25 protein-coding genes are annotated in these 22224 nt (G+C 60.2%); 15 read left to right on the top strand and 10 right to left on the bottom strand.

From position 1 onward, the window contains the following. Positions 1-93 precede the first annotated feature (93 nt). Positions 94-690 carry a hypothetical protein gene (locus ACR3FF_RS19290; protein ID WP_458189746.1) on the bottom strand — a complete coding sequence of 199 codons (597 nt, stop codon included), beginning with the start codon at positions 688-690 and terminating at the stop codon, positions 94-96. A gap of 210 nt (positions 691-900) precedes the next feature. Between ACR3FF_RS19290 and ACR3FF_RS19285 the strand changes: the two genes are divergently transcribed. From ACR3FF_RS19285 to ACR3FF_RS19265, 5 genes are all read left to right on the top strand, one after another. Next, complete coding sequence (locus ACR3FF_RS19285) at positions 901-3471, top strand: heavy metal translocating P-type ATPase (protein ID WP_458189745.1); 2571 nt, start codon at positions 901-903, stop codon at positions 3469-3471. Positions 3472-3590: 119 nt separating this feature from the next. Continuing rightward, positions 3591-3962, top strand: a complete 372-nt coding sequence (locus ACR3FF_RS19280) for an ArsR/SmtB family transcription factor (protein WP_458189744.1) — start codon at positions 3591-3593, stop codon at positions 3960-3962. Beyond that, entirely contained in the window at positions 3959-4231 is a 273-nt protein-coding gene (locus tag ACR3FF_RS19275) for a DUF7521 family protein (RefSeq protein WP_458189743.1), read from the top strand. Before ACR3FF_RS19280 ends, ACR3FF_RS19275 begins: the two co-directional genes overlap by 4 nt. Before the next feature lie 31 nt (positions 4232-4262). Further along, a complete protein-coding gene (locus ACR3FF_RS19270; protein WP_458189742.1) occupies positions 4263-6644 on the top strand; it encodes an Eco57I restriction-modification methylase domain-containing protein in 2382 nt (793 codons plus the stop codon). Positions 6645-6830: 186 nt separating this feature from the next. Beyond that, positions 6831-8657: an SLC13 family permease gene (locus ACR3FF_RS19265; RefSeq protein WP_458189741.1), complete on the top strand. Its 1827-nt coding sequence runs from the start codon at positions 6831-6833 to the stop codon at positions 8655-8657. A gap of 175 nt (positions 8658-8832) precedes the next feature. On the opposite strand, the gene ACR3FF_RS19260 is transcribed toward ACR3FF_RS19265, so the two are convergent. Both ACR3FF_RS19260 and ACR3FF_RS19255 read right to left on the bottom strand, forming a co-directional pair. Then, positions 8833-9054, bottom strand: a complete 222-nt coding sequence (locus ACR3FF_RS19260) for a hypothetical protein (protein ID WP_458189740.1) — start codon at positions 9052-9054, stop codon at positions 8833-8835. A 138-nt stretch (positions 9055-9192) separates the two neighbouring features. After that, positions 9193-9390, bottom strand: coding sequence for an HVO_2901 family zinc finger protein (locus ACR3FF_RS19255; RefSeq protein WP_458189739.1), 198 nt, complete (start codon positions 9388-9390; stop codon positions 9193-9195). Between the two features lie 141 nt (positions 9391-9531). On the opposite strand from ACR3FF_RS19255, the gene ACR3FF_RS19250 reads away from it, so the two are divergent. After that, positions 9532-9807: a winged helix-turn-helix transcriptional regulator gene (locus tag ACR3FF_RS19250; protein WP_458189738.1), complete on the top strand. Its 276-nt coding sequence runs from the start codon at positions 9532-9534 to the stop codon at positions 9805-9807. Here ACR3FF_RS19250 and ACR3FF_RS19245 read toward each other — a convergent pair. Continuing rightward, the gene (locus ACR3FF_RS19245) at positions 9804-10856 is read right to left on the bottom strand and encodes a zinc-dependent alcohol dehydrogenase family protein (RefSeq protein ID WP_458189737.1); all 1053 of its coding nucleotides are present in this window, start codon (positions 10854-10856) and stop codon (positions 9804-9806) included. The genes ACR3FF_RS19250 and ACR3FF_RS19245 overlap by 4 nt on opposite strands. A 211-nt stretch (positions 10857-11067) precedes the next feature. On the opposite strand from ACR3FF_RS19245, the gene tuf reads away from it, so the two are divergent. Beyond that, positions 11068-12333, top strand: coding sequence for a translation elongation factor EF-1 subunit alpha (gene tuf, locus ACR3FF_RS19240; RefSeq protein WP_458189736.1), 1266 nt, complete (start codon positions 11068-11070; stop codon positions 12331-12333). A gap of 201 nt (positions 12334-12534) precedes the next feature. Here the strand turns inward: tuf and ACR3FF_RS19235 are convergent, their stop codons facing one another. After that, on the bottom strand, positions 12535-14391 hold the full coding sequence (locus ACR3FF_RS19235; RefSeq protein WP_458189735.1) for a glycoside hydrolase family 15 protein: 1857 nt from the start codon (positions 14389-14391) through the stop codon (positions 12535-12537). A gap of 141 nt (positions 14392-14532) precedes the next feature. Here ACR3FF_RS19235 and ACR3FF_RS19230 point away from each other — a divergent pair, with 141 nt between their 5' ends. Further along, complete coding sequence (locus ACR3FF_RS19230; RefSeq protein WP_458189734.1) at positions 14533-15195, top strand: uracil-DNA glycosylase family protein; 663 nt, start codon at positions 14533-14535, stop codon at positions 15193-15195. Here the strand turns inward: ACR3FF_RS19230 and ACR3FF_RS19225 are convergent. The 3 genes from ACR3FF_RS19225 to ACR3FF_RS19215 form a co-directional block, all read right to left on the bottom strand. Next, positions 15161-15349 (bottom strand): hypothetical protein, encoded by a 189-nt coding sequence (locus ACR3FF_RS19225; RefSeq protein ID WP_458189733.1) that lies wholly within the window; start codon positions 15347-15349, stop codon positions 15161-15163. The two genes, ACR3FF_RS19230 and ACR3FF_RS19225, sit on opposite strands and share 35 nt — an antisense overlap. Positions 15350-15454: 105 nt before the next feature. After that, positions 15455-15646 carry a DUF7576 family protein gene (locus ACR3FF_RS19220; protein WP_458189732.1) on the bottom strand — a complete coding sequence of 64 codons (192 nt, stop codon included), beginning with the start codon at positions 15644-15646 and terminating at the stop codon, positions 15455-15457. Between the two features lie 58 nt (positions 15647-15704). After that, positions 15705-16076 (bottom strand): hypothetical protein, encoded by a 372-nt coding sequence (locus ACR3FF_RS19215; RefSeq protein WP_458189731.1) that lies wholly within the window; start codon positions 16074-16076, stop codon positions 15705-15707. A 170-nt stretch (positions 16077-16246) separates the two neighbouring features. Here ACR3FF_RS19215 and ACR3FF_RS19210 point away from each other — a divergent pair, with 170 nt between their 5' ends. Next, the gene (locus tag ACR3FF_RS19210) at positions 16247-16378 is read left to right on the top strand and encodes a hypothetical protein (RefSeq protein WP_458189730.1); all 132 of its coding nucleotides are present in this window, start codon (positions 16247-16249) and stop codon (positions 16376-16378) included. Next, a complete protein-coding gene (locus ACR3FF_RS19205) occupies positions 16375-16962 on the top strand; it encodes a DUF7344 domain-containing protein (RefSeq protein WP_458189729.1) in 588 nt (195 codons plus the stop codon). The genes ACR3FF_RS19210 and ACR3FF_RS19205 overlap by 4 nt, the downstream gene beginning before the upstream one ends. Positions 16963-17013: 51 nt before the next feature. On the opposite strand, the gene ACR3FF_RS19200 is transcribed toward ACR3FF_RS19205, so the two are convergent. After that, a complete protein-coding gene (locus tag ACR3FF_RS19200; RefSeq protein ID WP_458189728.1) occupies positions 17014-17334 on the bottom strand; it encodes a DUF4112 domain-containing protein in 321 nt (106 codons plus the stop codon). Positions 17335-17492: 158 nt separating this feature from the next. Here ACR3FF_RS19200 and ACR3FF_RS19195 point away from each other — a divergent pair, with 158 nt between their 5' ends. Next, the gene (locus ACR3FF_RS19195) at positions 17493-18212 is read left to right on the top strand and encodes a ferredoxin--NADP reductase (RefSeq protein ID WP_458189727.1); all 720 of its coding nucleotides are present in this window, start codon (positions 17493-17495) and stop codon (positions 18210-18212) included. Positions 18213-18429: 217 nt separating this feature from the next. On the opposite strand, the gene ACR3FF_RS19190 is transcribed toward ACR3FF_RS19195, so the two are convergent. Beyond that, positions 18430-18813, bottom strand: a complete 384-nt coding sequence (locus ACR3FF_RS19190; protein ID WP_458189726.1) for a hypothetical protein — start codon at positions 18811-18813, stop codon at positions 18430-18432. A gap of 757 nt (positions 18814-19570) precedes the next feature. Here ACR3FF_RS19190 and ACR3FF_RS19185 point away from each other — a divergent pair. The 4 genes from ACR3FF_RS19185 (at position 19571) to ACR3FF_RS19170 (ending at position 22110) form a co-directional block, all read left to right on the top strand. Continuing rightward, a complete protein-coding gene (locus ACR3FF_RS19185) occupies positions 19571-20299 on the top strand; it encodes a ThuA domain-containing protein (RefSeq protein WP_458189747.1) in 729 nt (242 codons plus the stop codon). 129 nt (positions 20300-20428) lie between these two features. Then, positions 20429-20842 carry a response regulator gene (locus tag ACR3FF_RS19180; RefSeq protein WP_458189725.1) on the top strand — a complete coding sequence of 138 codons (414 nt, stop codon included), beginning with the start codon at positions 20429-20431 and terminating at the stop codon, positions 20840-20842. 527 nt (positions 20843-21369) lie between these two features. Beyond that, positions 21370-21741, top strand: coding sequence for an ATP-binding protein (locus ACR3FF_RS19175; RefSeq protein WP_458189724.1), 372 nt, complete (start codon positions 21370-21372; stop codon positions 21739-21741). A gap of 57 nt (positions 21742-21798) precedes the next feature. Beyond that, positions 21799-22110 (top strand): ATP-binding protein, encoded by a 312-nt coding sequence (locus ACR3FF_RS19170; protein WP_458189723.1) that lies wholly within the window; start codon positions 21799-21801, stop codon positions 22108-22110. The last annotated feature ends 114 nt before the right edge of the window (positions 22111-22224 follow it).

Here is a 22224-nt window from a genome sequence, read left to right as displayed (position 1 = left end):
TTCAACATATTCACGCCCCATCACAGCATCCAAGACAGTCTTCGTCTTATTTCGCGGTCTTTACCGTGTGAGGCGCAGCTTTTGCCGATGCAGTTATCGAGAGAGTGGACAACTAGCGACTCTATACGTCGGCGTTCCAGTGTCGCGTAATTCGATTTTTTCGACACGAGTGACGTTCATCGCAGTGAAAAGGACGTACAGGCGGTCGTGATTCGTGGTTGCTTCCGCACCTCCGATCAGATATGCGTCCGGATTCCGACTACGTCCGTAGTAGGTTCGGCCGTCAGTCGTCCTTGCCATCAGCGACAGCTCTCCGTTTGACCACGCTGCAAATTCGTCGTGATCGCGTTTCGGTGCCATCGACCCGTTTCTGGTGGAACGGATGAAGTAGTGACTGTGATTCGATCCGATTCGGCTAGTGGATTCGAGTCGTCCCCGAACCGTACCGTCGCTAGCTCGCTCGACGACCCGACGCCAGATCGTGAACGACTCTTCGAGCAGTATCCGAATGTGCGCATTCGTCAGTTCGCTTCGGTCGGTGAATCCCTCTGCCGACAGTCCGGGCGCGAGTTCACCGGAGAGGGTCGTCGTCTCGTGATCTGTGGCCGGGTCGTCGCTGTCGAAGAGCGAACTGCAACCAACAGTAACGACGCAGAGGGCCAGCACGACCGCGAGGAGGGCAGGACGCATCACCACGAATTGTTATCGTTTTGACTTAAAACCCAGGTATCGAGGAGTCCATCGTTTGCTATTCAGAGAGATACCCGATTCAACCTTCGCAGATGAACCCTTTTGGAACTTCGACCGAATGGAACGAAGGTTTTCGACCCAGATATCCGACGAATACTAAGGACAAGGTGCATGAATAGGGAACCCGTAGTTAGTCGCAGGGAGATATCTATGACGGAAAAAACGCAACTCGAAATCCGCGGGATGAGTTGCGCGAACTGTTCAGGGACTGTCAGCGAGGCGTTGGGCGGACTCGACGGCGTACGGGAGGCGAACGTCAATTTCGCCACCGACGAGGGAACCGTCGAGTACGACCCTCACGAAGTCTCGCTGGGAGACATCTACGCGACCATCGAGGACGCTGGATACGAACCGGTTCGCGCGCGAACGACCATCGGCATCTCGGATATGTCCTGTGCGAACTGCGCAGAGGCGAGCGAGGAGGCACTCGAACGAGTGCCGGGCGTCGTGGCCGCCGAGGTGAACTTCGCCACCGACGAGGCGAGTATCGAGTACAATCCCGCAGCAGTGGGCATCGGGGATATGTACGACGCCATCGAGAAGGCGGGGTATACGCCGGTTCGGGAAGACGAATCGGACGGTGGTGAAGAAGACGCCCGACAGGTGGCCCGCGACGCGGAGATTCGCAAGCAGTTCCGTCTGACGCTGTTCGGGGCTGTGCTCGCGCTCCCGTTGGTCGTCTTCATGTTCGAGCATCTGTTCTTCCCCGACCTGCTGGACGAGACGCTGTTCGGCATCGACATCGGCCTCCTCCAGTTCCTGCTGGCGACCCCCGTCCAGGTCGTGCTGGGCAAGGAGTTCTACGAGAACTCCTACACGGCGCTCGTGAAGAACAAGACCGCGAACATGGACGTGCTCATCGCACTCGGGTCGACCACGGCGTACCTCTACAGCGTCGCCGTCCTCCTCTCTCTCATCCCCGGCGGGATGTACTTCGACAGCGCGGTGCTCATCCTCGTGTTCATCACGATGGGCAATTGGCTGGAAGCCCGGTCGAAAGGCAGAGCGAGCGACGCGCTCCGCGAACTGCTCGAACTCGAAGCCGACACCGCGACCGTCGTAGAAGACGGAGACGAGCGCGAGGTCGCCCTCGAAGACGTCGAGGAAGGCGACCTCCTCCGTGTCAGACCCGGTGAGAAGATTCCGACCGACGGCGTCGTCGTCGACGGCGAGAGCGCGGTCGACGAGTCGATGGTCACCGGGGAATCGGTGCCGGTCGAAAAAGGCGAGGACGACGAGGTCATCGGCGCGACCATCAACGAGAACGGGGTGCTCACGGTTCGTGCGACCAAGGTCGGCGAGGAGACCGCACTCCAGCAGATCGTCCAGATGGTCAAGGAGGCACAGGCCCGACAACCCGAGATTCAGAACCTCGCCGACCGTATCAGCGCCTACTTCGTCCCGGCGGTCATCGCCAACGCGCTGTTCTGGGGCGTCGTCTGGTATCTCTTCCCCGAAACGCTGGCCGGATTCGTCGACGCCCTGCCGCTGTGGGGACCGGTCGCTGGCGGTCCGGAAGTCGCCGGTGGGAGCGTCACGCAGTTCGAGTTCGCCATCGTCGTCTTCGCGAGCGCGGTGCTCATCGCCTGTCCATGTGCGCTCGGCCTCGCGACGCCGACGGCGACGATGGTCGGCACGGCCATCGGCGCTCGTACCGGCGTCCTGTTCAAAGGTGGAGACGTTCTAGAGCGCGTGAAAGACGTCGACACCGTGATTTTCGACAAGACCGGAACCCTGACGGAAGGTGAGATGCGCCTGACCGACGTGGTCACCATCGAACCGGCGGCAGACGGCGGGACCGAAGTACTCGAAGGCGACGCCACACCCATCACCGAGGAGTTCGTCCTCGGTGCAGCGGCCAGCGCGGAACACGGGAGCGAACACCCTCTCGCGGAAGCCATCGTCGAGGGTGCGAAAGAGCGTGGCATCGACGTGGAAGAACCGGCCTCGTTCGAGAACGTTCCCGGTCACGGTATCCGGGCGGAGACGACCCACGGAACCGTCGTCGTCGGTAATCGGAAACTCATGCGCGACGAGGGAATCGACCCCCGCCCTGCGGACGACGAGATGGAACGACTCGAACGAGACGGGAAGACGGCGATGCTGGTCGCAGTCGACGGTCGACTCGTCGGTATCGTCGCCGACGCCGACGAGGTGAAAACCAGCGCCAAAGAGGCCGTCGCCGACCTCCGAGCACGTGGGTTGGACGTCCTCATGCTCACGGGCGACAACGAACGGACGGCCCGCGCGGTGGCCAAACAGGTCGGTATCGACGGTGACGACGTCCGCGCAGAAGTCCTCCCCGACGAGAAGGCTGACGTGGTCGAAGACGTGCAATCGAGCGACGAGAACGCCATGATGGTCGGTGACGGCGTGAACGACGCGCCTGCACTGGCGGCGGCCTACGTCGGAACCGCCATCGGAAGCGGGACGGACGTGGCGATAGAGGCGGCGGACGTGACGCTCATGCGCGACGACCCCCGCGACGTCGTGAAAGCCATCCGTATCTCGGCGGGGACCCTCTCGAAGATCAAACAGAACCTCTTCTGGGCGCTCGGTTACAACACTGCGATGATTCCGCTGGCCTCGCTCGGACTCCTGCAACCCGCCCTCGCAGCAGCGGCGATGGCCTTCTCCAGTGTGAGCGTTCTGACGAACAGTCTCCTGTTCCGGCGGTACGTTCCCGACCACGACTATCGACTGCTCGGGTTCCTCCGCTGAACAGCGGAAATGGCGGGGTCGGTCGGTACGCCGTCGTACCGTCTTCCACGAATTTTCACGATAGAATCGAAGCCAGTAGTCGAACGAATTATGTATCCCCCCGCGAAAGGTGGGGGCGAATGGTGCGGGATCTGGTAGACGATACTCCCGAGTTTCAGGACGTACTCGACGCCCTCGAAGACCCCGCCTGCCGACGAATCATCATGGAACTGAACGATCCGATGACTGCACGCGAACTCGCCGACGGTACCGATATCCCGCTTTCGACGCTCTACCGGAAACTGGATATACTGAGCGACGCCTCTCTCGTCACAGAGTTGACCGAAATTCGAGAAGACGGCCACCACACCTCGCGGTACCGAATCGCAATCGAATCAGTGAACATCACGTTAGACGAGAATCGCGAATTCGAAGTTGCCATCGAACGGCCACCGCGGACGACGGACGAACGCCTCGAGCGACTGTGGAGGGAGGTGCGAAAGGAAGCATGAACGTAACACCGCTCGTCATCGCGTTGAAGACGCTCACACTCGCACTCGGCGGCGTTATCACCTACTTCGCGTTCAAAGCGTACCGGAGAACTGGTTCACCAGCGCTTCGCTCGCTGGCTATCGGCTTCGGTATCGTCACGCTCGGTGCGTTTCTCGCCGGTGTGGCGGACCAGGCGTTCCGTGCCGACCGAGAGTTCGTTCTCGTCATCGAGAGTGCACTCACTGCCATCGGATTCGCCTCTATCGCTTACTCGCTGTACGCAGAGTAGCTTTATCCGGACACGCAGTGATACGAAACTGATGGACTCGTCGCGGGGGACAAACCGGGTGCAGATAGTCGGAACCCTGGACAGAACCATCCGTCACGCCATCGAACTCGTCGCGAGCGACGTGACGGACGTGACAGCCGACCCCGAAAGCGCGTTCGACGCAGCCCTCGTGAGCGTGTTTCGAGCCGTCATCACCCAGTTTTCCAGGGCGAGGGGGCGTGACGACCCGCCGTTCGCTACCGGAGCGGAGTTCGAAGCCGAACGAGCGTTACTCGACGACCTTTCTCCGGAGATAGCGACGCGCGTCGAGGCCGACATCGTCGAAATCGATTACGACGACCTCTCGATGCGACATCTCGGGACGGTGTACGAGCGACTGCTCGACCGTGAGCTCGTCGTGACCGACGGCGACGTGCGACTGACTGGGACCGCGACGCGACGGGCGACGGTGGGTGCGTACTACACGCCAGCACACGTGGTCGAGTACGCCGTCTCGCAGGCGCTCGCGGGAGACGAGGACGCGCGGGTACTCGACCCGGCGATGGGAAGCGGGCACTTCCTGCTCCGTACGGTCGAGCGACTGGCACGTTTGCGCGACGAACCGACCGAGCAGGCCCGAAAAACGGTCGTCGAGGAACACGTCTTCGGCGTGGACGTCGACCCACTGGCGGTCGAACTCGCGCGGTCGGCGGTGTGGCTCGAAACCGGCGTCTGGGCGAACGACACCTTGCAGGTCGGCGACGCGCTCGCGGCCGATAGTCCGGACGCACTCCGCGAGAACGAATTCGACGCCGTCGTCGGAAACCCTCCGTACGTTCGAAGCCGAAACATCCCACGGGAGACGAAAGACGACCTCAGAGAGCGTTACGACAGCGCGACGGGGGCGTTCGACCTCTACGTTCCGTTCGTGGAGCGAATGACCGAACTCGGCGACAGAGTGGCGTGTGTCGTTCCGAACAAGTGGACGACCGCCCGATACGGTCGGAACCTCCGCGACCAGCTTCTCGACAGACACAGGCTGGTCGAACTGCTCGACGTGTCTGCCGTGTCGGTGTTCGCTGACGCGAGCGTGTACCCCCTCATCGTCACCGTCGAAACGGACGCCGGACCGACCGAGTCGATTCGCCTCCGACAGGCCACGTCGTCGGACCTGCGGAGGTTGGGAGACGCGATCGGAACCTCCCTCTCGCGAGCGTTCGTGGACGAACTCGGCAACCGGGTGATTCCCGTCGGTATCGACCGCGCCTTCGTGCCGATTGCAGAGCGTCTGGGGCGCGAACACGACGAACTGGGAGCACACGCCACCCTGACAGAGGGCATCCACACCGGCAACGTTCGGGAGAAACTCGTCGTGGACGACCCCGGCCCGGACTGCGAAAAGCTCGTCGGTGGAGGAGACGTGACGCGCTACGGGGTGGAGTGGAGTGGTGATTGGGTCCGATTCGACCCGTCGCTCGTCGGAGATGACGAGTACGCCAGTTTCCGCGAGCGAAGCGTCTTCGAACGATCGAAGCTCCTCCTCCGGGACATCAGCGACCGTCCGGTCGCGGCCTACGACGACGGGGGACTCTACGCCCTTAACACACTCTACAGCGTCCGTTCGCGCGCTCGCTCCGACCTTCCGCTTCGGTATCTCCTCGCGGTCGTCAACTCGACCGCGGCGGCGTGCTGGTTCCAGCAGGTGTACGGCGGCACGCACGTCAGCGGAGGCTACCTCCGGTTCAAGCCGATGTTCGCCGGGCAGTTGCCTGTCCCGTCCGGGGAAGCCAAACGAGACACGCTGGCCGCACTCGCGAGGCGGATGGGCGAACTCGGACGCGAGCGAGAGACCATCGACGTTCGCCTCCCACCGGCCGACGGCCCGCATCTCGGCGACCTCGCACGGCCACTCCCGGACTCGGTTCTGACCGAGACGACGAGCGTGCGGGACGGACTTCGACTCGGGACGGTGTCGGTCGAGGAATCGGAGGGCGAACTCGTCGTTTCGGCCACCGCTCGGTATCGTCCCAGTGAGAGCGGGGGCGAAACCGATTCGTGGGGGTTCGTCGAAACCGAACCGGTACCGGCACTGGTGTTCGACGGTGACGTTGCTACCGGTATCGACGGGAACGTCGACGACGTGCCGTCAGACGGGGCAAACTGGTACGACCTGCTCAGGTGGTACGTCCCGCGAGCGGTCGAACGCGACGGCTTCACCGAGCGAGCGACGAAGACCATCTCACTCCGTGACCGACTCGAATCGATTCGCGTCCCGACCCTCGATACCGCTGGTCAGTTCCTCGACTCCTGCCGTCGGGCGGAGCGACTGGACGCGAAACTCGCTCGGACGGATGTCGCCATCGACCGCCTCGTCTATCGAGCCTACGGATTGTCGCGCCGAGAAATCGAAATCGTCGAGCGATTGGCCCAGTGACGAGGACGAACCGTCGAAACGAGCCGTTCCGGCACGACGTGGACTGCCCGCCGTCGAATAGATACAGTTATTTTATAAAATGAGTTAGGTATTGACGCAAGGTCGCATTCTGGCCCTACATTTTAGCAAATTATTTCGATAAGAGTCTACAAACCTTTTTCCGGCGGTCTGCCGTATCCTCGGGCAATGTTGCAGACCGGGTTGGCGAGCGTGACTACGGACATGCTGGTCGTATTCGCAATCGTCGTACTCGCACTCGTCCTCTTTGCGACCGAGTTGTTGCCCGTGGACGTGACGGCGATTCTGGTAATGGTCACGCTCATCGTGTTCGAACCGTGGACTGGAATCGACGCGCAGACGGGAATCTCCGGGTTCGCCAACGAGGCGACCATCACCGTTCTGGCGATGCTCATCCTGAGTTCGGGCGTCAGTCAGACCGGAATCGTCCAGTTGCTCGGAAACCAATTGGCCAACTTCGCGGGCACCGACCTGCGAAAGCAGTTGTTCGCCACTATCGGGGTGGCTGGACCGGCCTCCGGATTCGTCAACAACACCCCCGTCGTTGCGATTCTCGTGCCCGTCATCACCGACCTCGCCCACGAAGGGAAGACGTCGCCCTCGAAACTTCTCATCCCGCTCTCGTACGCCTCCATGCTCGGCGGGATGCTCACGCTCATCGGGACATCGACCAACATTCTCGCCAGCAACGTGACGGGGCGCTTGGCCGACCAACATCCCAAACTCCACGCGTTCTCGATGTTCGAGTTTACCGGTCTCGGATTCATCGTCCTCGTCACCGGGAGTCTCTACCTCCTGTTCGTCGGCCACCATCTCCTCCCCGAGCGCGTTCCTCCGGAAGAAGACTACATCGAGGAGTACGAGATGGAAGACTTTCTCACTGAAGTCGCGGTCGAGGAGAACTCTTCGTGGGCCGGGAAGACCGTCGCCGACGCCATCGACGACGCGGTTTTCGACGCGGAAATCCTGCAACTCGACCGCGACGGCGAGACGTTCATCGAAGCAATCGACAGCAAGACGATTCGCACGGGAGACGTGCTCAAGCTCCGGACCGACCGTTCGACCCTCCGGTCGCTCGTGACACTGGACGAACTCACGATGGTCGGAACGCCGACGACAGAGGAGATCGACCCCGGTGACGAACAGACGCTCGTCGAGGTGGTCGTTCCCTCGGGTTCCCGACTCGTCGGCGAGACGTTAGCGAGTTCGGCGTTCCGCGAACGATTCGACGCGACCGTCCTCGCGTTCCGAAGCCACGGTGAGATCATCCACGAGCGACTCGACCGCGTTCGGATCCGCGTCGGCGACACCCTGCTCGTGCAGGCGTCCACGGACAGTATCGACCGCCTCGCGTCGAACCGGGATTTCATCGTCGCCCACGAGGTCGCCGACCCGGACTATCGAACCGAGAAGATTCCGGCAGCACTCGCCATCGTCGCGGGCGTCGTCGGAGTCGCCGCTGCCGGTCTCTTTCCGATTCTCGTCACGGCGCTCGCCGGTGTAGTGGCGATGGTCGCGACCGGGGTACTGCGGCCCACGGAACTGTACGACTCGGTGGAGTGGAACGTCATCTTCCTCCTCGCGGGCGTTATTCCACTCGGCATCGCGCTCGAACAGTCCGGCGGCGCAGAACTGCTCGGCGGGTTCGTCGCCGCCAGCGCGGACTTCCTCCCCGTCATCGCCGTTCTCTGGGTGTTCTACATCGCCACGGGTCTCATCACCGAAGTCATCAGCAACAACGCGAGCGTCGTCCTCATGATTCCAGTCGCGATAGAGGCGGCGACGCGTATCGACGCGAATCCATTCGCGTTCGTCCTCGCCGTGACGTTCGCCGCCTCCACGTCGTTTCTCGGACCGGTGGGCTACCAGACCAACCTCTTCGTCTACGGGCCGGGAGGATACAAGTTCACGGACTACTTCCGAATCGGAGCACCGCTGCAGTTGCTCCTCTCGGTCGTCACGGTCGCCGGAATCGCGTCGTTCTGGAGGCTCTGAAAGCGGTCACTCACTTTTGAAACCGCTCACCACGTCGAGCCAGGAGACGAAGATGAACGCACCGATGAGTGCAGTGGTCGTCCCACTGAACAGGGTCGCCATTCGCTCGGTGATGTGCTCACGCCGGGTGATTTCGAGCGCGTAGACGGAATCGTGTGTGACGACGAAGTCGTTTTTATCGAGTTGTGACGGCGGCTCCTCGGGGAACCGATACGAACCGTCGAGTTTCGCTCGTCCCGAAGGCGACGCGGGCCTCGCGCGAGAGGTCGCCGTACTCCACCGACGCAGACCGTACGCCCGGTTCGTTCTCGTTCACTCGTTCGACGGCGAGAGTGTACGTCGTGTCACTTTGCGGTGGCTGGAGGAGGGCGTAACCGGTGAGGGCGATTCCGGCCACGAGCATGATGCCGGCCAGTATCTGAATGATATTCCATCGAACCGCATCGGACGTTCGTCATCGCACAGCGTGATGACTTAAAGGGTGTCCATCGTACGGTCGGCGCAAAAAATCGGGCGGGAGCGAGAAATTGGAGAACTATCGGTGGGACGGAAGTACGTCCTCTATGGGATAGAGGTCGTCCCGGATACCCGCCCCATCACAGTCGTCGTTCGGGCATCGATACCGCCAGCCGTCGTCGGTCGCCGTATCAGCGTCGAAGCGTTCGCCACACTCTCGGCAGAAGAGTCTGTCTATGTCCGTCGCGCGCTCCCGACTTGCAAGTTCAGGCTGCATACTATATGTTTCACAGGCATCCATAAAAGAACCTCCGTTTTGTTCCAGTAGCACGTGCGACACGAACCCAGTGACACGTGCGACACGGGGTTACCTGCACGTTAGCGAGTAATTTAGTGGCTGGCCTCCGTCGGACCGGCCATGCAAGAGGAACCCCTTCCGAGTCTGTGTGAGCTACCACCGAGTGCGAAACTCGTGTTCAAAGTCCTGGAGTACAACGGCTCGCACACCCAGAAGGAACTCGTCCAGCAGTCTCGGCTCTCCGCACGAACTGTAAGGAGCGCACTCGACAACCTGACCGAAATCGGTGCCATCAAAGAAGAGGTCTACATCCCGGACGCTCGCCAGCGACTCTACCGCCTCGACGATACGCACAACTGGGAGCAGGTGAGCTGTTTAGAAGAGGTCCCGGTTTAGAACTCTACGACTTCGATTCCTGCCGTCTCGAAGCCACTCATCGCGGCGAGACGGTCCGGTACCTCCTCGAGCGACACCGTCTTCGTCACGAGTCGTCCGGGCGAGAGTACGTCCCGTTCCATCATTCGAAGGAGTTCGTCGTACCGCGAGGGAGGCATCCCACGCGACCCGAAGAAGGTGATCTCTCGCATCGTCATCGCGTCCGTGGGTAGCGAAACCTCGCCTTTCTCTTCGTCGGTCGTCAGACCCAGTTGGACGTGTTGGCCCCGCCGCCGCAGACAGTCGATGGAGTTGCGACAGGTTTCCGCGATACCGAGCGCGTCGATTGAGACGTGCGCCCCGTCGACGCGCTCGTGAATCGCCGTCGGTACGTCCTCTTCATGGCCGTCGACGACCTCGTCCGCGCCGAGGTCCTTCGCTCGGTCGAGTTTCGCGTCGTCTACGTCCACCGCCACCACGTTCGCACCGAGGGCGTTCGCGACGTGAACCGCCGAGAGGCCGACGCCGCCACAGCCGTGTACCGCCACCCAGTCACCGGGCGTCAGGTCGACACGATGCGCGAGGGCGTGATACGCCGTGACGAACCGACATCCCAGTCCGGCCATCTCGACCGGTGAGACCCCGTCGGGGAGCGTTACCGCGTTGTAATCGGCGTAGGGGACGTGGACCCGTTCTGCGAACGCGCCCGGGGCGGCCGCCTCGAAGCCGAGCGCGATACCGTTCTCGCAGACGTTCCCGTGACCGTTCTGGCAGTACTCGCAGGTGCCTCGTCCGAGGTTGAACGGCACCGCGATTCGGTCGCCCGCGCGGATGCCCTCGACCCGGTCGCCGACCGCCACGACGCGCCCGGCGGGTTCGTGGCCGAGAATCTGTCCGATCGGTACCTGGTCGTCGGCCCACTCACCGTGACCCTGCCAGGCGTGCCAGTCGCTCCGGCAGATACCACAGGCGTCGGTTTCGACCACGACGCCGTGGTCGTCGAGGTCTGGATTCGGCACCGCCTCGATTTCCAGGGGTTCGCCGTAGGCTTTCAGGACTGCGGCTTGCATACCGGCGAGATGCGCGTGAGTGGCTTAAAACGGCGGGGAGCGGCAACCCTCGTGTGAGCCGTCTGCTTTTGCGTCGTAGTTCGACAGACGCTCTCCCGGAACGGTGGCTCCCGAACGAGATATTTCGGGCCACCGCGGCACGAAACGGACGATTTCGGCACAACTGTTTTTGTAGCTCGCGGTGAAGGTTAGCTAGTACGGGGAGGGGAACATGCCAGACAAACCACACCAGAACCTAGCGATTATCGGCCACGTAGACCACGGTAAATCCACCCTGGTCGGCCGACTGCTCTTCGAGACGGGAAGCGTCCCGGAGCACGTCATCGAACAGCACAAGAAGGAAGCCGAAGAGAAAGGCAAGGGCGGCTTCGAGTTCGCCTACGTGATGGACAACCTCGCAGAGGAACGCGAGCGAGGTGTCACCATCGACATCGCCCACCAGGAGTTCGACACGGACGAGTACTACTTCACCATCGTCGATACGCCAGGTCACCGTGACTTCGTGAAGAACATGATTACCGGTGCATCTCAGGCAGACAACGCGGTGCTCGTCGTCGGTGCAGACGACGGCGTCCAGCCACAGACACAGGAACACGTCTTCCTCGCGCGAACGCTTGGCATCGGCGAACTCATCGTCGCCGTGAACAAGATGGACGCGGTCGATTACTCGGAAGACCGCTACCGAGCGGTCGTCTCGGAGGTGAAAGACCTGCTCAACCAGGTCCGTTTCGACACCGATAATGCCGAATTCATCCCGGTGTCGGCACTGGAAGGAGACAACGTCGTCGACCACAGCGACAACACGCCGTGGTATGACGGACGGGTCGTCCTCGAAGCGCTGAACAACCTGCCGCAACCGGAACCGCCAACCGACGCGCCGCTCCGCCTGCCGATTCAGGACGTGTACACGATTTCCGGAATCGGCACCGTTCCGGTCGGCCGCGTCGAGACGGGGATTCTGAACACGGGCGAGTCGGTGTCGTTCCAACCGAGCGACGTGAGCGGCGAGGTCAAGACCATCGAGATGCACCACGAAGAAGTTCCGGAGGCCAGACCGGGCGACAACGTCGGATTCAACGTCCGCGGCGTCGGCAAGAACGACATCCGACGCGGAGACGTGGCAGGCCCGGCAGACGACCCGCCGAAGGTCGCCGAGACGTTCAAAGCCCAGATAGTCGTGATGCAACACCCGTCGGTCATCACCTCGGGATACACGCCCGTCTTCCACGCCCACACGGCGCAGGTCGCCTGCACCATCGAGAACATCGACCAGAAAATCGACCCCGCCAGCGGCGAAGTCGAAGAGGAGAATCCCGACTTCATCCAGAGCGGTGACGCCGCCGTCGTGACGGTTCGACCCCAGAAACCGCTCAGTATCGAACCGTCCTCGGAGATACCGGAGTTGGGTAGTTTCGCCGTACGCGACATGGGACAGACCATCGCGGCCGGGCGTGTGCTCGAAGTGATCGAGAAGTAGGTCGAGACGACGTCCCGCCGCTCACGTCGAACCGGCGTCGAACGTCGCGGAGCGTCTCGCGGTGGTCGGCGGGCGCTTCGTTCGCGAACGACGAGAGCGCGGAGCTGGCGGTCTGCGCCTGGCGGTCGGACGGGACGATGAGTTCGACGCTCGAACGAAATCCCGGTTCGCCGACGCGCGAGTCACTGTGAGACCGCGACCCTACTTTTCGAGAGCAGAGACACCACGTCCCAACTCCAGCCCGATCGGAGTCACACCTTTGCTGTCGCGGCCTGCGACCCGCCCGAGGTACAGCGCCGAGTTGATGAGACCGATGTGACTGAACGCCTGCGGGAAGTTGCCGACCTGAACTCCCTCCTCGTAGTCGATTTCCTCGGCGAGGAGACCGAGGGGACTCACGTACTCAAGGACATTCAGGTACACCGCTCGTGCCTCCTCGACGCGCCCAGAAAGTGCGAGCGCGTCGACCAGCCAGAACGAACAGAGCACGAACGCTCCTTCCTCGCCGGGTAGTCCGTCGTCACCGTCGTACCGACGAACCAGTCCGTCGTCGGTCGCCAACTGTTCTTGGACCGCGTCGATGGTGTTTTGCACGCGCTCGTCGTCGAAGGGGAGGAAACCGACGAGGGGAACGAGAAGCGCGGTCGCATCGAGCGTATCGGTGTCGCCGAGTGATCGGACGAACGATTTCCGTTCTTCGCTGTATCCTTCTTCGAGGATAGCCGCTCTGATTTTCTCGCGCACCGTTCGCCAGCGGTCGAACGGAGCCTGGAACCCGTGTTCGTCGGCAATCGCGATGGCTCTGTCGAGTGCGACCCAACACATCAGTTTCGAGAAGACGAAGTGGCGTGACTCTCCTCTGACTTCCCAGATGCCCTCGTCCGCTTTCGCCCAGACGCCACAGACGTACTCGACGATTTCCCGGAGTTGGTGCCAATCGTCGTGACCCAGATAGTCACCGTCGGTCGTCTCGTAGACAGCGAGGACGAGTTCACCGAAGATGTCCAGTTGTCGCTGGTCTTTCGCCCCGTTGCCGATTCGGACGGGCGCGGAGTTTCGATAGCCTTCGAGGTGGTCGAGTTCCGTCTCGGAGAGGTCCGGGTCGCCGTGGAGACCGTACAGGGGTTGAATCCCTTCGGGGTCGGTGAAACGACAGAGGTCGAGAAACCAGTCGTAGTAGGCTTCTGCCTCGTCGGTGTGGTGGAGATTCGAGAGCGCCTGAATCGTGAACGCAGCGTCTCGAATCCAGTTGTAGCGATAGTCCCAGTTGCGCACCCCGCCGACGTCTTCCGGTAGCGACGTGGTCGGCGCTGCCGCGATGGTTCCCGTCTCGGGGTGGGTCAGGAGTTTGAGCACCAACCCCGAACGGACCACGAGGTCGTGCCACGGTCCGCCGAAGACACACTCCGATTCGTTACAGGTGTGTGCCCACCCCCGCCAGAACGAGAGCGTATCGCCGAGTAGTCGCCCGGCCCGTTCGTGGTCTATCGGTTCGGTGTCGCCGTAACAGAGGACGAACCACTCGGTGTCGCCCGCCTCCATCGAGACGGAACCGGTCGCAGTTGTGTCGGTTACCTCGAACGGATGGCCGGTCGTGAGAAACGTGGTTTCGTCGCCATCGGTCGCTACGATGCCTTCCGGTCGCGTCTCGACGAACGTCTGTGACCGTGCGTAATCGAATCGGGGTTCGAACGTGATATCGACGTCGACCGTGCCGCGTTCGCACGTCACCCGACGGTAGAGCGCGCGTCGTCTGGTCTGTCCGTCCTCCGATTCGACGACAGGCATGAAATCCGTCACGACGATTTCCCCGAGTGCCGTCTGGAACTCGGTTCGGAGGACGTTCGTTACGTCGACGTATCGCTGTGTGGCCTCGTACGTTGCGTCCGGTCTGATGGCGAAATAGCCACCGTCCTCGTCCAAGATGCGAGCGAACACGCTCGCCGATTCGAGGTGAGGAAACGGGCACCAATCGACCGCTCCGTCGGTACTGACGAGTGCACACGTTTCGAGATTACCGACGAGACCGTACTCTTCGAGCGGAACGTGATTTGTCATCGAACCCCCCCTTCGATTACGACACCGTACACTATCAACGTGGAGGAACCCCGACGTGCGTTCGTTACCTCGACGTTACCACCCCACAGCCACTGGGGCGAAACCGCGCTGCCTTTAACGCTCACGATAGTATACGATTCCGTGCAGAACGTCACGGACAGGACGAGCAACCCGTTTGGAATGCGTCCGCCTTGCGAGTACGACTGTGTCCCCGGCGAAACGAGTGCAGTGTACGGCTACGGCGATGCCAACGCCGATTTTCACCTCGTGGGAGACCATCCCGGCGCACACGGGGGAGTCGAAACTGGGATTCCCTTCACGGGAAGTGAAGTCGGTGAGAAACTACAACCCGTGCTGAACGACGTCGGATTGCTGGGTGACGTCTACAGCGACGAACCGTCGGTGGCGAACCTGTTCGCGAGTTACCTCCACATGTGCTGTCTGCCGGACGGTCGAGAGCCGACCTCGGCCGAGTACGCCACGTTAGAACGCTTTTTCGACGCCGAACTTCGGGCTATCGCGGCACACGTCCTGCTTCCCGTCGGGGCGCGAGCGACCGAACACGTCTTCTGGGAGTTCACGTCCAAGGCCGAAAAGGTGGACGTCGACATGAATTCGCTTCACGCCCAGGAGATCAAAGGTCGCGGCTTCCTCGTCGTTCCGATTCGTGACCCACGTTCGTGGGGGCCGCGAGACGACGAGCGACTCGAGACCCGCCTGAACGCTCTTCTGGCCAGTGACTACAAACAGACGGTCGATTTAGGACGGTTCATGCCGGACGACGACCCCTACGAGGTTCGGTGATAGTCGAGATGACCGCTGTGACGATTCCGGCAACGTACTCCACTGCCAAAAGCGCGACGGGGAAAACGACGAGTGAGAGGACGAAGAATCCGACGACAGCGCCACCGGCGAACGCGATACGTTTCCACGTCGATTCGGGAAGCGGATTTTCCATGCGATTAGGATGGTCTGGAGATGCCTAAAGCCCTCCGAGCGTCGAGAGGGGGAGCGCGGGATTCTCTCGACGCTCGGGACCACTCGTTCACGGACGGAGCACGTATCACTCGGGAAACGGCCCCGTCCACTCGTCCAGACAGTCGCTGCTACAAAAATGAAGCGTCACTCGTTCTACCTCCTCTGCGGTGACGTTGTGTTCGATGACGACCGTGGGGTGATGGTCGGCGAGGTCTACGAGTTTGCCACAGTTTGCGCATGGTGGAAACTCCTCGTCGGGATGGGCGGTTTCAGACATGGTGGAGGAGATGATTCTCTCGACGGGTAAGTGTACCGCCCCTTCGAAGATGTGGCGATTAATCGGTGAGTTCACGCGGGTCTCGCGTGTCGGTATCGTCGGCGTCGACGCGGTCGGTTCGTTCGACGACGCTGCGTACGTCCTGTGAGAGCACCGAAAACGCCATCGCCCTGATGTACACCTCGTAGTCGGCGTGCGTGTCGGTCGCGTCTTCCGTTATCACCTCGGCTACTACGTCGATTTCGGGGTCCCGCTCGGAGAGTTCGCAGACGCGAAGCGATACCTCCCGGTTCCAGAGGTCGACCACACACTCGCCGACCGTCCGATACAGGGCAGAACGCATGCTCATCCCGACGGCCATTCGTTCGTGAACGTCGTTCGCGAGTCGTCGAACGACCTGCCGATACTCACCCCTGTCGAAGGTCGCCATCGTCGGAGTAAGTTTCGATTTCGAGATATTAAAAGACCGGTGACGAACCTGGGCCGAACCCAACCGTCACGAAACGTTACCTACCACTTAGTAAATATAATTTAAATTGGTAGTTTAACATTGACCTCGACCCAACACCTTTTTAAATTCCACCAGAGTTATTGAAGCACATGGCACGTGAGCAACGAAACGACCGATTTCCAGAGCGAACGATGCTCTCGGAACGAACTAACGACGGTATTCTCGTCTTGAACGACACGAAACGAGCGGTAATCGAGACATACCTGAGCGGAAAACGATGAGTATCAGTTCCGACTCGATGGCAACAGACACGTACGACGTCGCCACTGAGGAGTCTCCAGAACCGCTGTCTCGGGACAAGATTTTCCACATTCTGCAGACTCAGCGCCGTCGGTTCGCGTTACGCTACCTGAAAGATACGGATGGGCCCGTCGAGATGCGCGACATCGCAGAACAGGTCGCTGCGTGGGAGAACAACACGACGGTTAGAGCTCTCTCTTCCAACCAGCGCCAGCGCGTCTACATCGCACTCTACCAGTCTCACCTCCCGAAACTCGACAACGAGGGAATCATCGAGTACAACAAGAGTCGCGGTGTCGTCGAGCGTGGCCCGCTGGCCGACCAGTTCGACCCCTATCTTGACCTCCCAGGCGACGACACTGACGAAGTCGAACTCGAAGACGAACGCGACATCCCCTGGCTCGCGTACTACCGCCGTATCAGCGCGGTCGGCGTCGTCACGGTGCTGGCTTCCTGGCTCGGTATCCCACCGATTTCGTTCGTTCCGAATCTCGTCTGGGGAGTCGCCCTCGTTTCTGCGTTCGCGGTGCTCTCGGTCGCCCAACTCGTCGCGAACGACACGTAACGGGTTTCGGATGGAAGTCCGTCACCCAAAATGGAGGACACTCGTACTCTTTCAGTAACGTTCGACGTGTTTTTCGAGCAGTTCGAGATTTCGCGTGTTCGCCTTCCACGCCGCGTCGAATATCGATCCCAGGACGGGAATCACGCCGCCGAACGTGTCGATGAGGACGTTCATCACCATCCGGGCCAGAACGTCCCGAGGAACGTCCATCAGGTAGGCTTCGAAGACGATGTAGAGAGAAATGAGCGCGGACGCAGCGTCACCACCGACCGGAAGCAATCCGAGAATTGGGTCGATTCCGATTCGATAGTTCGTGAAGGGGACGCGGAACGCCTCGTCCAAGAGATTGCTTACCGCTCGTACACGTTTCATAGATTGGCGCTTGCCCCGAGGTAAAGTCTCAGGGAGGTCGGAAGAATCCATCGTAGAACAGTTCGGTGTCCGCCACAGTTATGCCCTCCGGCCAGTTCGTTTACGGACCTCACCGTGCGGCCAGTTCGTTTACGGACCTCACCGTGTTTCGCTTCGCTATGCGCGAAGTGGAAATCACGTCGATTCATCAGATGACCCCGCGAGTGAAACAGTTTCGACTGACCGACGACGACCGCTTCGAGTTCGAACCCGGCCAGCACACGCACCTGCACTTCGAACCGGACGGCGACAGCAGTGACGACGAAGACGAGGTCGTTCGCCCCTACACTGCCACTTCGCTGCCGGGAACGAACAACATCACGTTGGCGATAAAACGCTACGACGAGGGCACGGCCTCCGGGTTCATGCACGAAAGGAAACCCGGCGACACGATTCGAATCGAAGACCTCGACGGGAATCTCTACCTCCGGAATCTCGACACCGACGTGGCACTCGTCTCGACGGGAACGGGAATCACACCGATGATGGCGATGTTGAAACAGTATCTTCGGGAGGGCGAACGACACGTGACGTTCCTCTACGGCGAGAAAACGCAAGAAGACGTCATGTACCGCGAGACGTTAGAGCAACTGGAAGCAGAACACGAGAACCTGACCGTGGCGTTCTCGCTCTCCGAAGAAGAGTGGGCCGGAATGACTGGACACGTACAGGAACACGTCGAAGAGGTCGTGCCATCGCCCCAAACGACCGACTTCTACGTCTGTGGCGTTCCTGGGATGGTCGTTGACACGAAAGAGAAACTCGGGGACCTCGGCGTTCCCGACGAATCGGTGTACAGCGAGGGGTGGGAAGACGACGAAGTGTCGGGTGACGAGTGAGGAGGAGAACGAAGAGTGGGGTGACGAGAGAGGGCGGACGACGAGGTGTGGGGTGACAAGGGAACGCCGAAGAATCCGAAATCGAGTGAGAGCGTAAATTGTCCCGCTCCCTCGAAATTCGATTCCGCAACCGCTACTGGAACCGAATCCGTTTCTGTGAGTATCACGTCGTGGACTACCGTCTTCGGGACGTGGACTACCGTCTTCGGGACGTGGACTACCGTCTTCGAGAGACGCGCCAAATCACGACCTCGAGAACGACGGCGATACTGTACCCGATGATAATGAGCGGGTCGCGCCCGTTCACCCGGACGTCGTAGAGAACGAGGAAGCCACCGAGAACGCTTCCCGTGGTGAACCAGAGACGCTGACTCCCTTCAGTTTGTGTTTTCAACTCCAACCCGGTAGTGAGACGGATACTCACCATCAGTGTTGCCAGCACACCAGCGGTGAGGAGAGGAAGTCCGAGGGCGGTCAGTGCTGTCGCCTCGATCACGTCTGTCGACGTGATGATGAGCGACCACCCGAACAGACCAATCGCTAACCAAACGACGCTCCGCCAAAGTTCCTCGTGGATAACTTGTTGGGTTTCTGTCCTCATGTTTTACTCAATTATCACGTCGTATAAAATTTCCTCTTACTGCCGTGACGAGTTCGTCGGACGAATTTCAGCCCGAAAAATTGCTTCGATCGGCGATAGTCACGACCACAACTCGGTCGTTGGGACGGACGGCCTCCGTTGAATCCTTATCGCGTAGACGTTTCGACGAGTGAAACGGCGAGTGGCACCTCTGTGCGCCGCTCACCGTTGCTCTCTCCCTCGGCGTCGAAGCTGTAGAGCAGACGAGGTCGTTCCGAGGGCGACCCCAAACAGGGCGATGATTTGGAACAGCGAGTCGTCGTTCGTGGCCGGTGCATACAGGACGCCGATTAGGAGGACTCCCCACAGAACGACCAGTGCCCACTGAGTACGGATCGACCGATACACGGCCGATTGTCTATTATACTAACACTTAAATCGAACATCTCCGACTCGAATTGCCGCCTCGACCTCAGTAGTGACATCCTCTCCGCCGTAAACGGCGGGGCTTCCCGTACCGCGTTGGGATATTTACGGTTCGCAGATGCTCGCTGGTTCAACGAACAGTGGGTCTGGCTCCGAGAAAAATACGCTGGAACGGTGAGGACGGTGTACGAGTTCGAAGCAGACCGGGTGGGGACGGGTGGTTTCGAATGAAGAGAGTGGTCTCGAAAGAGGAACGAAGGTCCGGAAACCCCAAAGCTACCGCGAGGGACCGGAGGAACGAACCGGAATGACTGGCCGAAAAGGTAAATCCGTCCTGGCGGCCAGAGTGGGCATGGACGACTCGATTCGAGTGACCGTCTGGAACGAATTTCGCCACGAGCAAGAGGACGAGGCGGCTCGCGATTGCTATCCAAGCGGTATCCACGCCGCACTCGCAGAAGCGTTCGAACTGCGGGGATTCGACGTGCAGACGGCGACGTTGGACGAAACACAACACGGACTCACCGAGGACGTACTCGACGAAACGGACGTGCTCACGTGGTGGGGCCACGCCGCACACGAAGAAGTAGACGACGAGATAGTAGAGCGGGTTCACCAGCACGTTCTGGACGGGATGGGGCTTTTAGTCCTCCACTCGGGTCATTTCTCGAAGATATTCAAACAGCTCCTGGGCACCAGTTGTGACCTGAAATGGCGCAACGAGGGAGAGATGGAGCGACTGTGGGTGGTCGAGTCGGGACATCCGATTGCCGACGGTATCGATGAGCAAGTCGTGGTTCCGAACGCGGAGATGTACGGTGAACGGTTCGACGTCCCCGCCCCGGACGAACTCGTCTTCCTGAGCTGGTTCGAAGGGGGGGAGGTGTTCAGAAGCGGGTGTTGTTACACGCGAGGAGCCGGACGGATTTTCTACTTCCGACCGGGCCACGAGACGTACCCCATCTATCGACAGCCCGAGATACAACGCATTTTAGGGAACGCGGTGAAGTGGGCCGCACCGAGCGCTGATGTCGACCCACATTTCGGTGAAGTGCCGGTCGCGCCCGAGGACTCTCAGTGAGAACGGCGTCGTGTCACCTGGTCGGAACTGGCGAACGACATATCGTTACTCTTTGCTGTTACCACCGGGTGAAAATCGAGAAACTGGACAAAGATATTTAATAATTACATGACATACCAGTAATGTAGGATGGAACGTCGCCCGACCCGGGTGTTGCACCTCGAGGACAACGAGTTCTACGCTACGGTTGCGTCGGACGTTCTAAAAGAAGAACATCCAAACGTGACGGTTCACACCGAACAACACCCCACCGACGCCCTCACTCGTCTCGAACGAGAGGATTTCGACTGCGTCGTTAGTGATTACGAGATGCCCGAGATGAACGGCTTAGAACTACTGTACGCTATCAGGGAGATGGACCCAGACGTTCCATTCATTCTCCTGACTGGAGGTGGCAGCGAGAACACGGCGAGCAGGGCCATTTCTGCCGGCGTCACCGACTATCTTCAGAAAGGAACGGGACGCCGTCAGTTCGTCGCGCTGGCGAACCGTATCGAGAATGCCGTTTCGCACCGACGTGCAGAAAAAGCCGTTCGCAGATAGATAGAGACCAACGACCTCATCTGGGACGTAAGTCAGTCACTTCTCGAAGCGTCGACCCGCGAGGACATCGAGAAGACCGCCTGTGAACGACTCGCGGATTCAGAGTCCTACGTGTTCGCGTGGGTGGGAAAAGTAAACGACGGTCGAATGGTACCACGCGTTTCCGCCTGAATCGAAGGTGAGGTTCTCGACAGGGTGTTCCACGAGGGTGCAACCGATTCCGAGTCAAAAACCTTCTCTCGTGCGTTCGAAACCGGCGAGATTCAGGTCGTATAGGATATATCCGACGATGCATCTGCTAATCAGTGGCGAGGAAGGGTAGTCGACTGTGGCTGTCGGTCGAGAGCCGCCATTCCGCTCCAGTACGAGAACACCAACTACGGCGTGTTGAACGTCTACGCCGACCATCCGAACGCGTTCGGTTAACGGAGCGACACGTCCTCTCGAAGTTCAGGAACAGTATCGCCTACGCGATCAATTCGGTTCGAACGCGCCAGGAACTACTCCGACGAGAACAACGTCTCCAGGTGTTCAACCGCATCCTCCGACACAACCTCCGGAACGATTTGAACGTGGTGCTCGGCCATGCGGACAACCTCATAGATTCGATTCCCGAGACAGCCGAGAGTGCGAAGGTCATCAAACGAAAGGCGACCGAACTGATAGACGTCAGTGAGAAAGCTCGTGAGGTCGGCAAGACGCTCGATAGAAGGCAGAAGACCAAAACCGCTATCGAAATCACGGATATCGTCGAGCGCTCGTGTTCTGAACTCCGGGAATCGCACCCGGACGTAAACCTCACGGCCGACCTTCCCGAATCCGCCTGGGTGTACGGCGACAAGACGCTCGATACGGTGGTAAACGAGATACTCGAAAACGCGGTCGAACACAACGACTGAGAGACGCCCGTCGTCAGAATCTCGGTATCGACTGTCGATTCGAACAGGGGAAAGTAGGTGGAGATAACCACCACCGACGACGGTCCGGGGATTCCGAGCGAGGAACAGTCGGTTCTCAGTGAAGGTCGGGAGACGGCCCTGCAGCACGGAAGCGGACTCGGACTCTGGTTGACGAACTGGGTCGTCGGTAAGTTCGGTGGCGAACTCACGTTCGGGGCCAACCAATCACGAGGGAGCGTCGTGACGATTCGCCTTCCACGCGCTGAATCGTCCGTCGACGGGGGTCGATCTGCTGCCAGCGGTAATCTGTCCACCGACAACGACCGTCGGTCAATCAGTAACGTCCGCCAAACTACCAACGAGAGCTAGTGCTTCGTCAACCATAGATTGTTAAGAGACAATCTGTTAGAGAGGATATGGTAAACAAGGAGTATACGGTTGATCTTTCAGACGAGGAACGCACCGAGCTCGAATCGTTCGTCT

The sequence above is a fragment of the Haladaptatus ordinarius genome (assembly GCF_054177595.1).
This window is presented reverse-complemented; position numbering and strand designations above follow the sequence as displayed.

Bases quoted from the DNA above. Each gene is read 5' to 3' on its own strand.
- ACR3FF_RS19195 (WP_458189727.1), top strand. From the start codon at position 17,493: ATGCGCGAAGTGGAAATCACGTCGATTCATCAGATGACCCCGCGAGTG.
- ACR3FF_RS19220 (WP_458189732.1), bottom strand. From the start codon at position 15,646: ATGTCTGAAACCGCCCATCCCGACGAGGAGTTTCCACCATGCGCAAAC.
- ACR3FF_RS19210 (WP_458189730.1), top strand. From the start codon at position 16,247: ATGGCACGTGAGCAACGAAACGACCGATTTCCAGAGCGAACGATGCTC.
- ACR3FF_RS19215 (WP_458189731.1), bottom strand. From the start codon at position 16,076: ATGGCGACCTTCGACAGGGGTGAGTATCGGCAGGTCGTTCGACGACTC.
- ACR3FF_RS19245 (WP_458189737.1), bottom strand. From the start codon at position 10,856: ATGCAAGCCGCAGTCCTGAAAGCCTACGGCGAACCCCTGGAAATCGAG.
- ACR3FF_RS19205 (WP_458189729.1), top strand. From the start codon at position 16,375: ATGAGTATCAGTTCCGACTCGATGGCAACAGACACGTACGACGTCGCC.
- ACR3FF_RS19255 (WP_458189739.1), bottom strand. From the start codon at position 9,390: ATGCAGCCTGAACTTGCAAGTCGGGAGCGCGCGACGGACATAGACAGA.
- ACR3FF_RS19270 (WP_458189742.1), top strand. From the start codon at position 4,263: ATGGACTCGTCGCGGGGGACAAACCGGGTGCAGATAGTCGGAACCCTG.
- ACR3FF_RS19265 (WP_458189741.1), top strand. From the start codon at position 6,831: ATGTTGCAGACCGGGTTGGCGAGCGTGACTACGGACATGCTGGTCGTA.
- ACR3FF_RS19285 (WP_458189745.1), top strand. From the start codon at position 901: ATGACGGAAAAAACGCAACTCGAAATCCGCGGGATGAGTTGCGCGAAC.
- ACR3FF_RS19200 (WP_458189728.1), bottom strand. From the start codon at position 17,334: ATGAAACGTGTACGAGCGGTAAGCAATCTCTTGGACGAGGCGTTCCGC.
- ACR3FF_RS19225 (WP_458189733.1), bottom strand. From the start codon at position 15,349: ATGGAAAATCCGCTTCCCGAATCGACGTGGAAACGTATCGCGTTCGCC.
- ACR3FF_RS19185 (WP_458189747.1), top strand. From the start codon at position 19,571: ATGGACGACTCGATTCGAGTGACCGTCTGGAACGAATTTCGCCACGAG.
- tuf (WP_458189736.1), top strand. From the start codon at position 11,068: ATGCCAGACAAACCACACCAGAACCTAGCGATTATCGGCCACGTAGAC.
- ACR3FF_RS19190 (WP_458189726.1), bottom strand. From the start codon at position 18,813: ATGAGGACAGAAACCCAACAAGTTATCCACGAGGAACTTTGGCGGAGC.
- ACR3FF_RS19250 (WP_458189738.1), top strand. From the start codon at position 9,532: ATGCAAGAGGAACCCCTTCCGAGTCTGTGTGAGCTACCACCGAGTGCG.
- ACR3FF_RS19275 (WP_458189743.1), top strand. From the start codon at position 3,959: ATGAACGTAACACCGCTCGTCATCGCGTTGAAGACGCTCACACTCGCA.
- ACR3FF_RS19180 (WP_458189725.1), top strand. From the start codon at position 20,429: ATGGAACGTCGCCCGACCCGGGTGTTGCACCTCGAGGACAACGAGTTC.
- ACR3FF_RS19290 (WP_458189746.1), bottom strand. From the start codon at position 690: ATGCGTCCTGCCCTCCTCGCGGTCGTGCTGGCCCTCTGCGTCGTTACT.
- ACR3FF_RS19280 (WP_458189744.1), top strand. From the start codon at position 3,591: ATGGTGCGGGATCTGGTAGACGATACTCCCGAGTTTCAGGACGTACTC.
- ACR3FF_RS19235 (WP_458189735.1), bottom strand. From the start codon at position 14,391: ATGACAAATCACGTTCCGCTCGAAGAGTACGGTCTCGTCGGTAATCTC.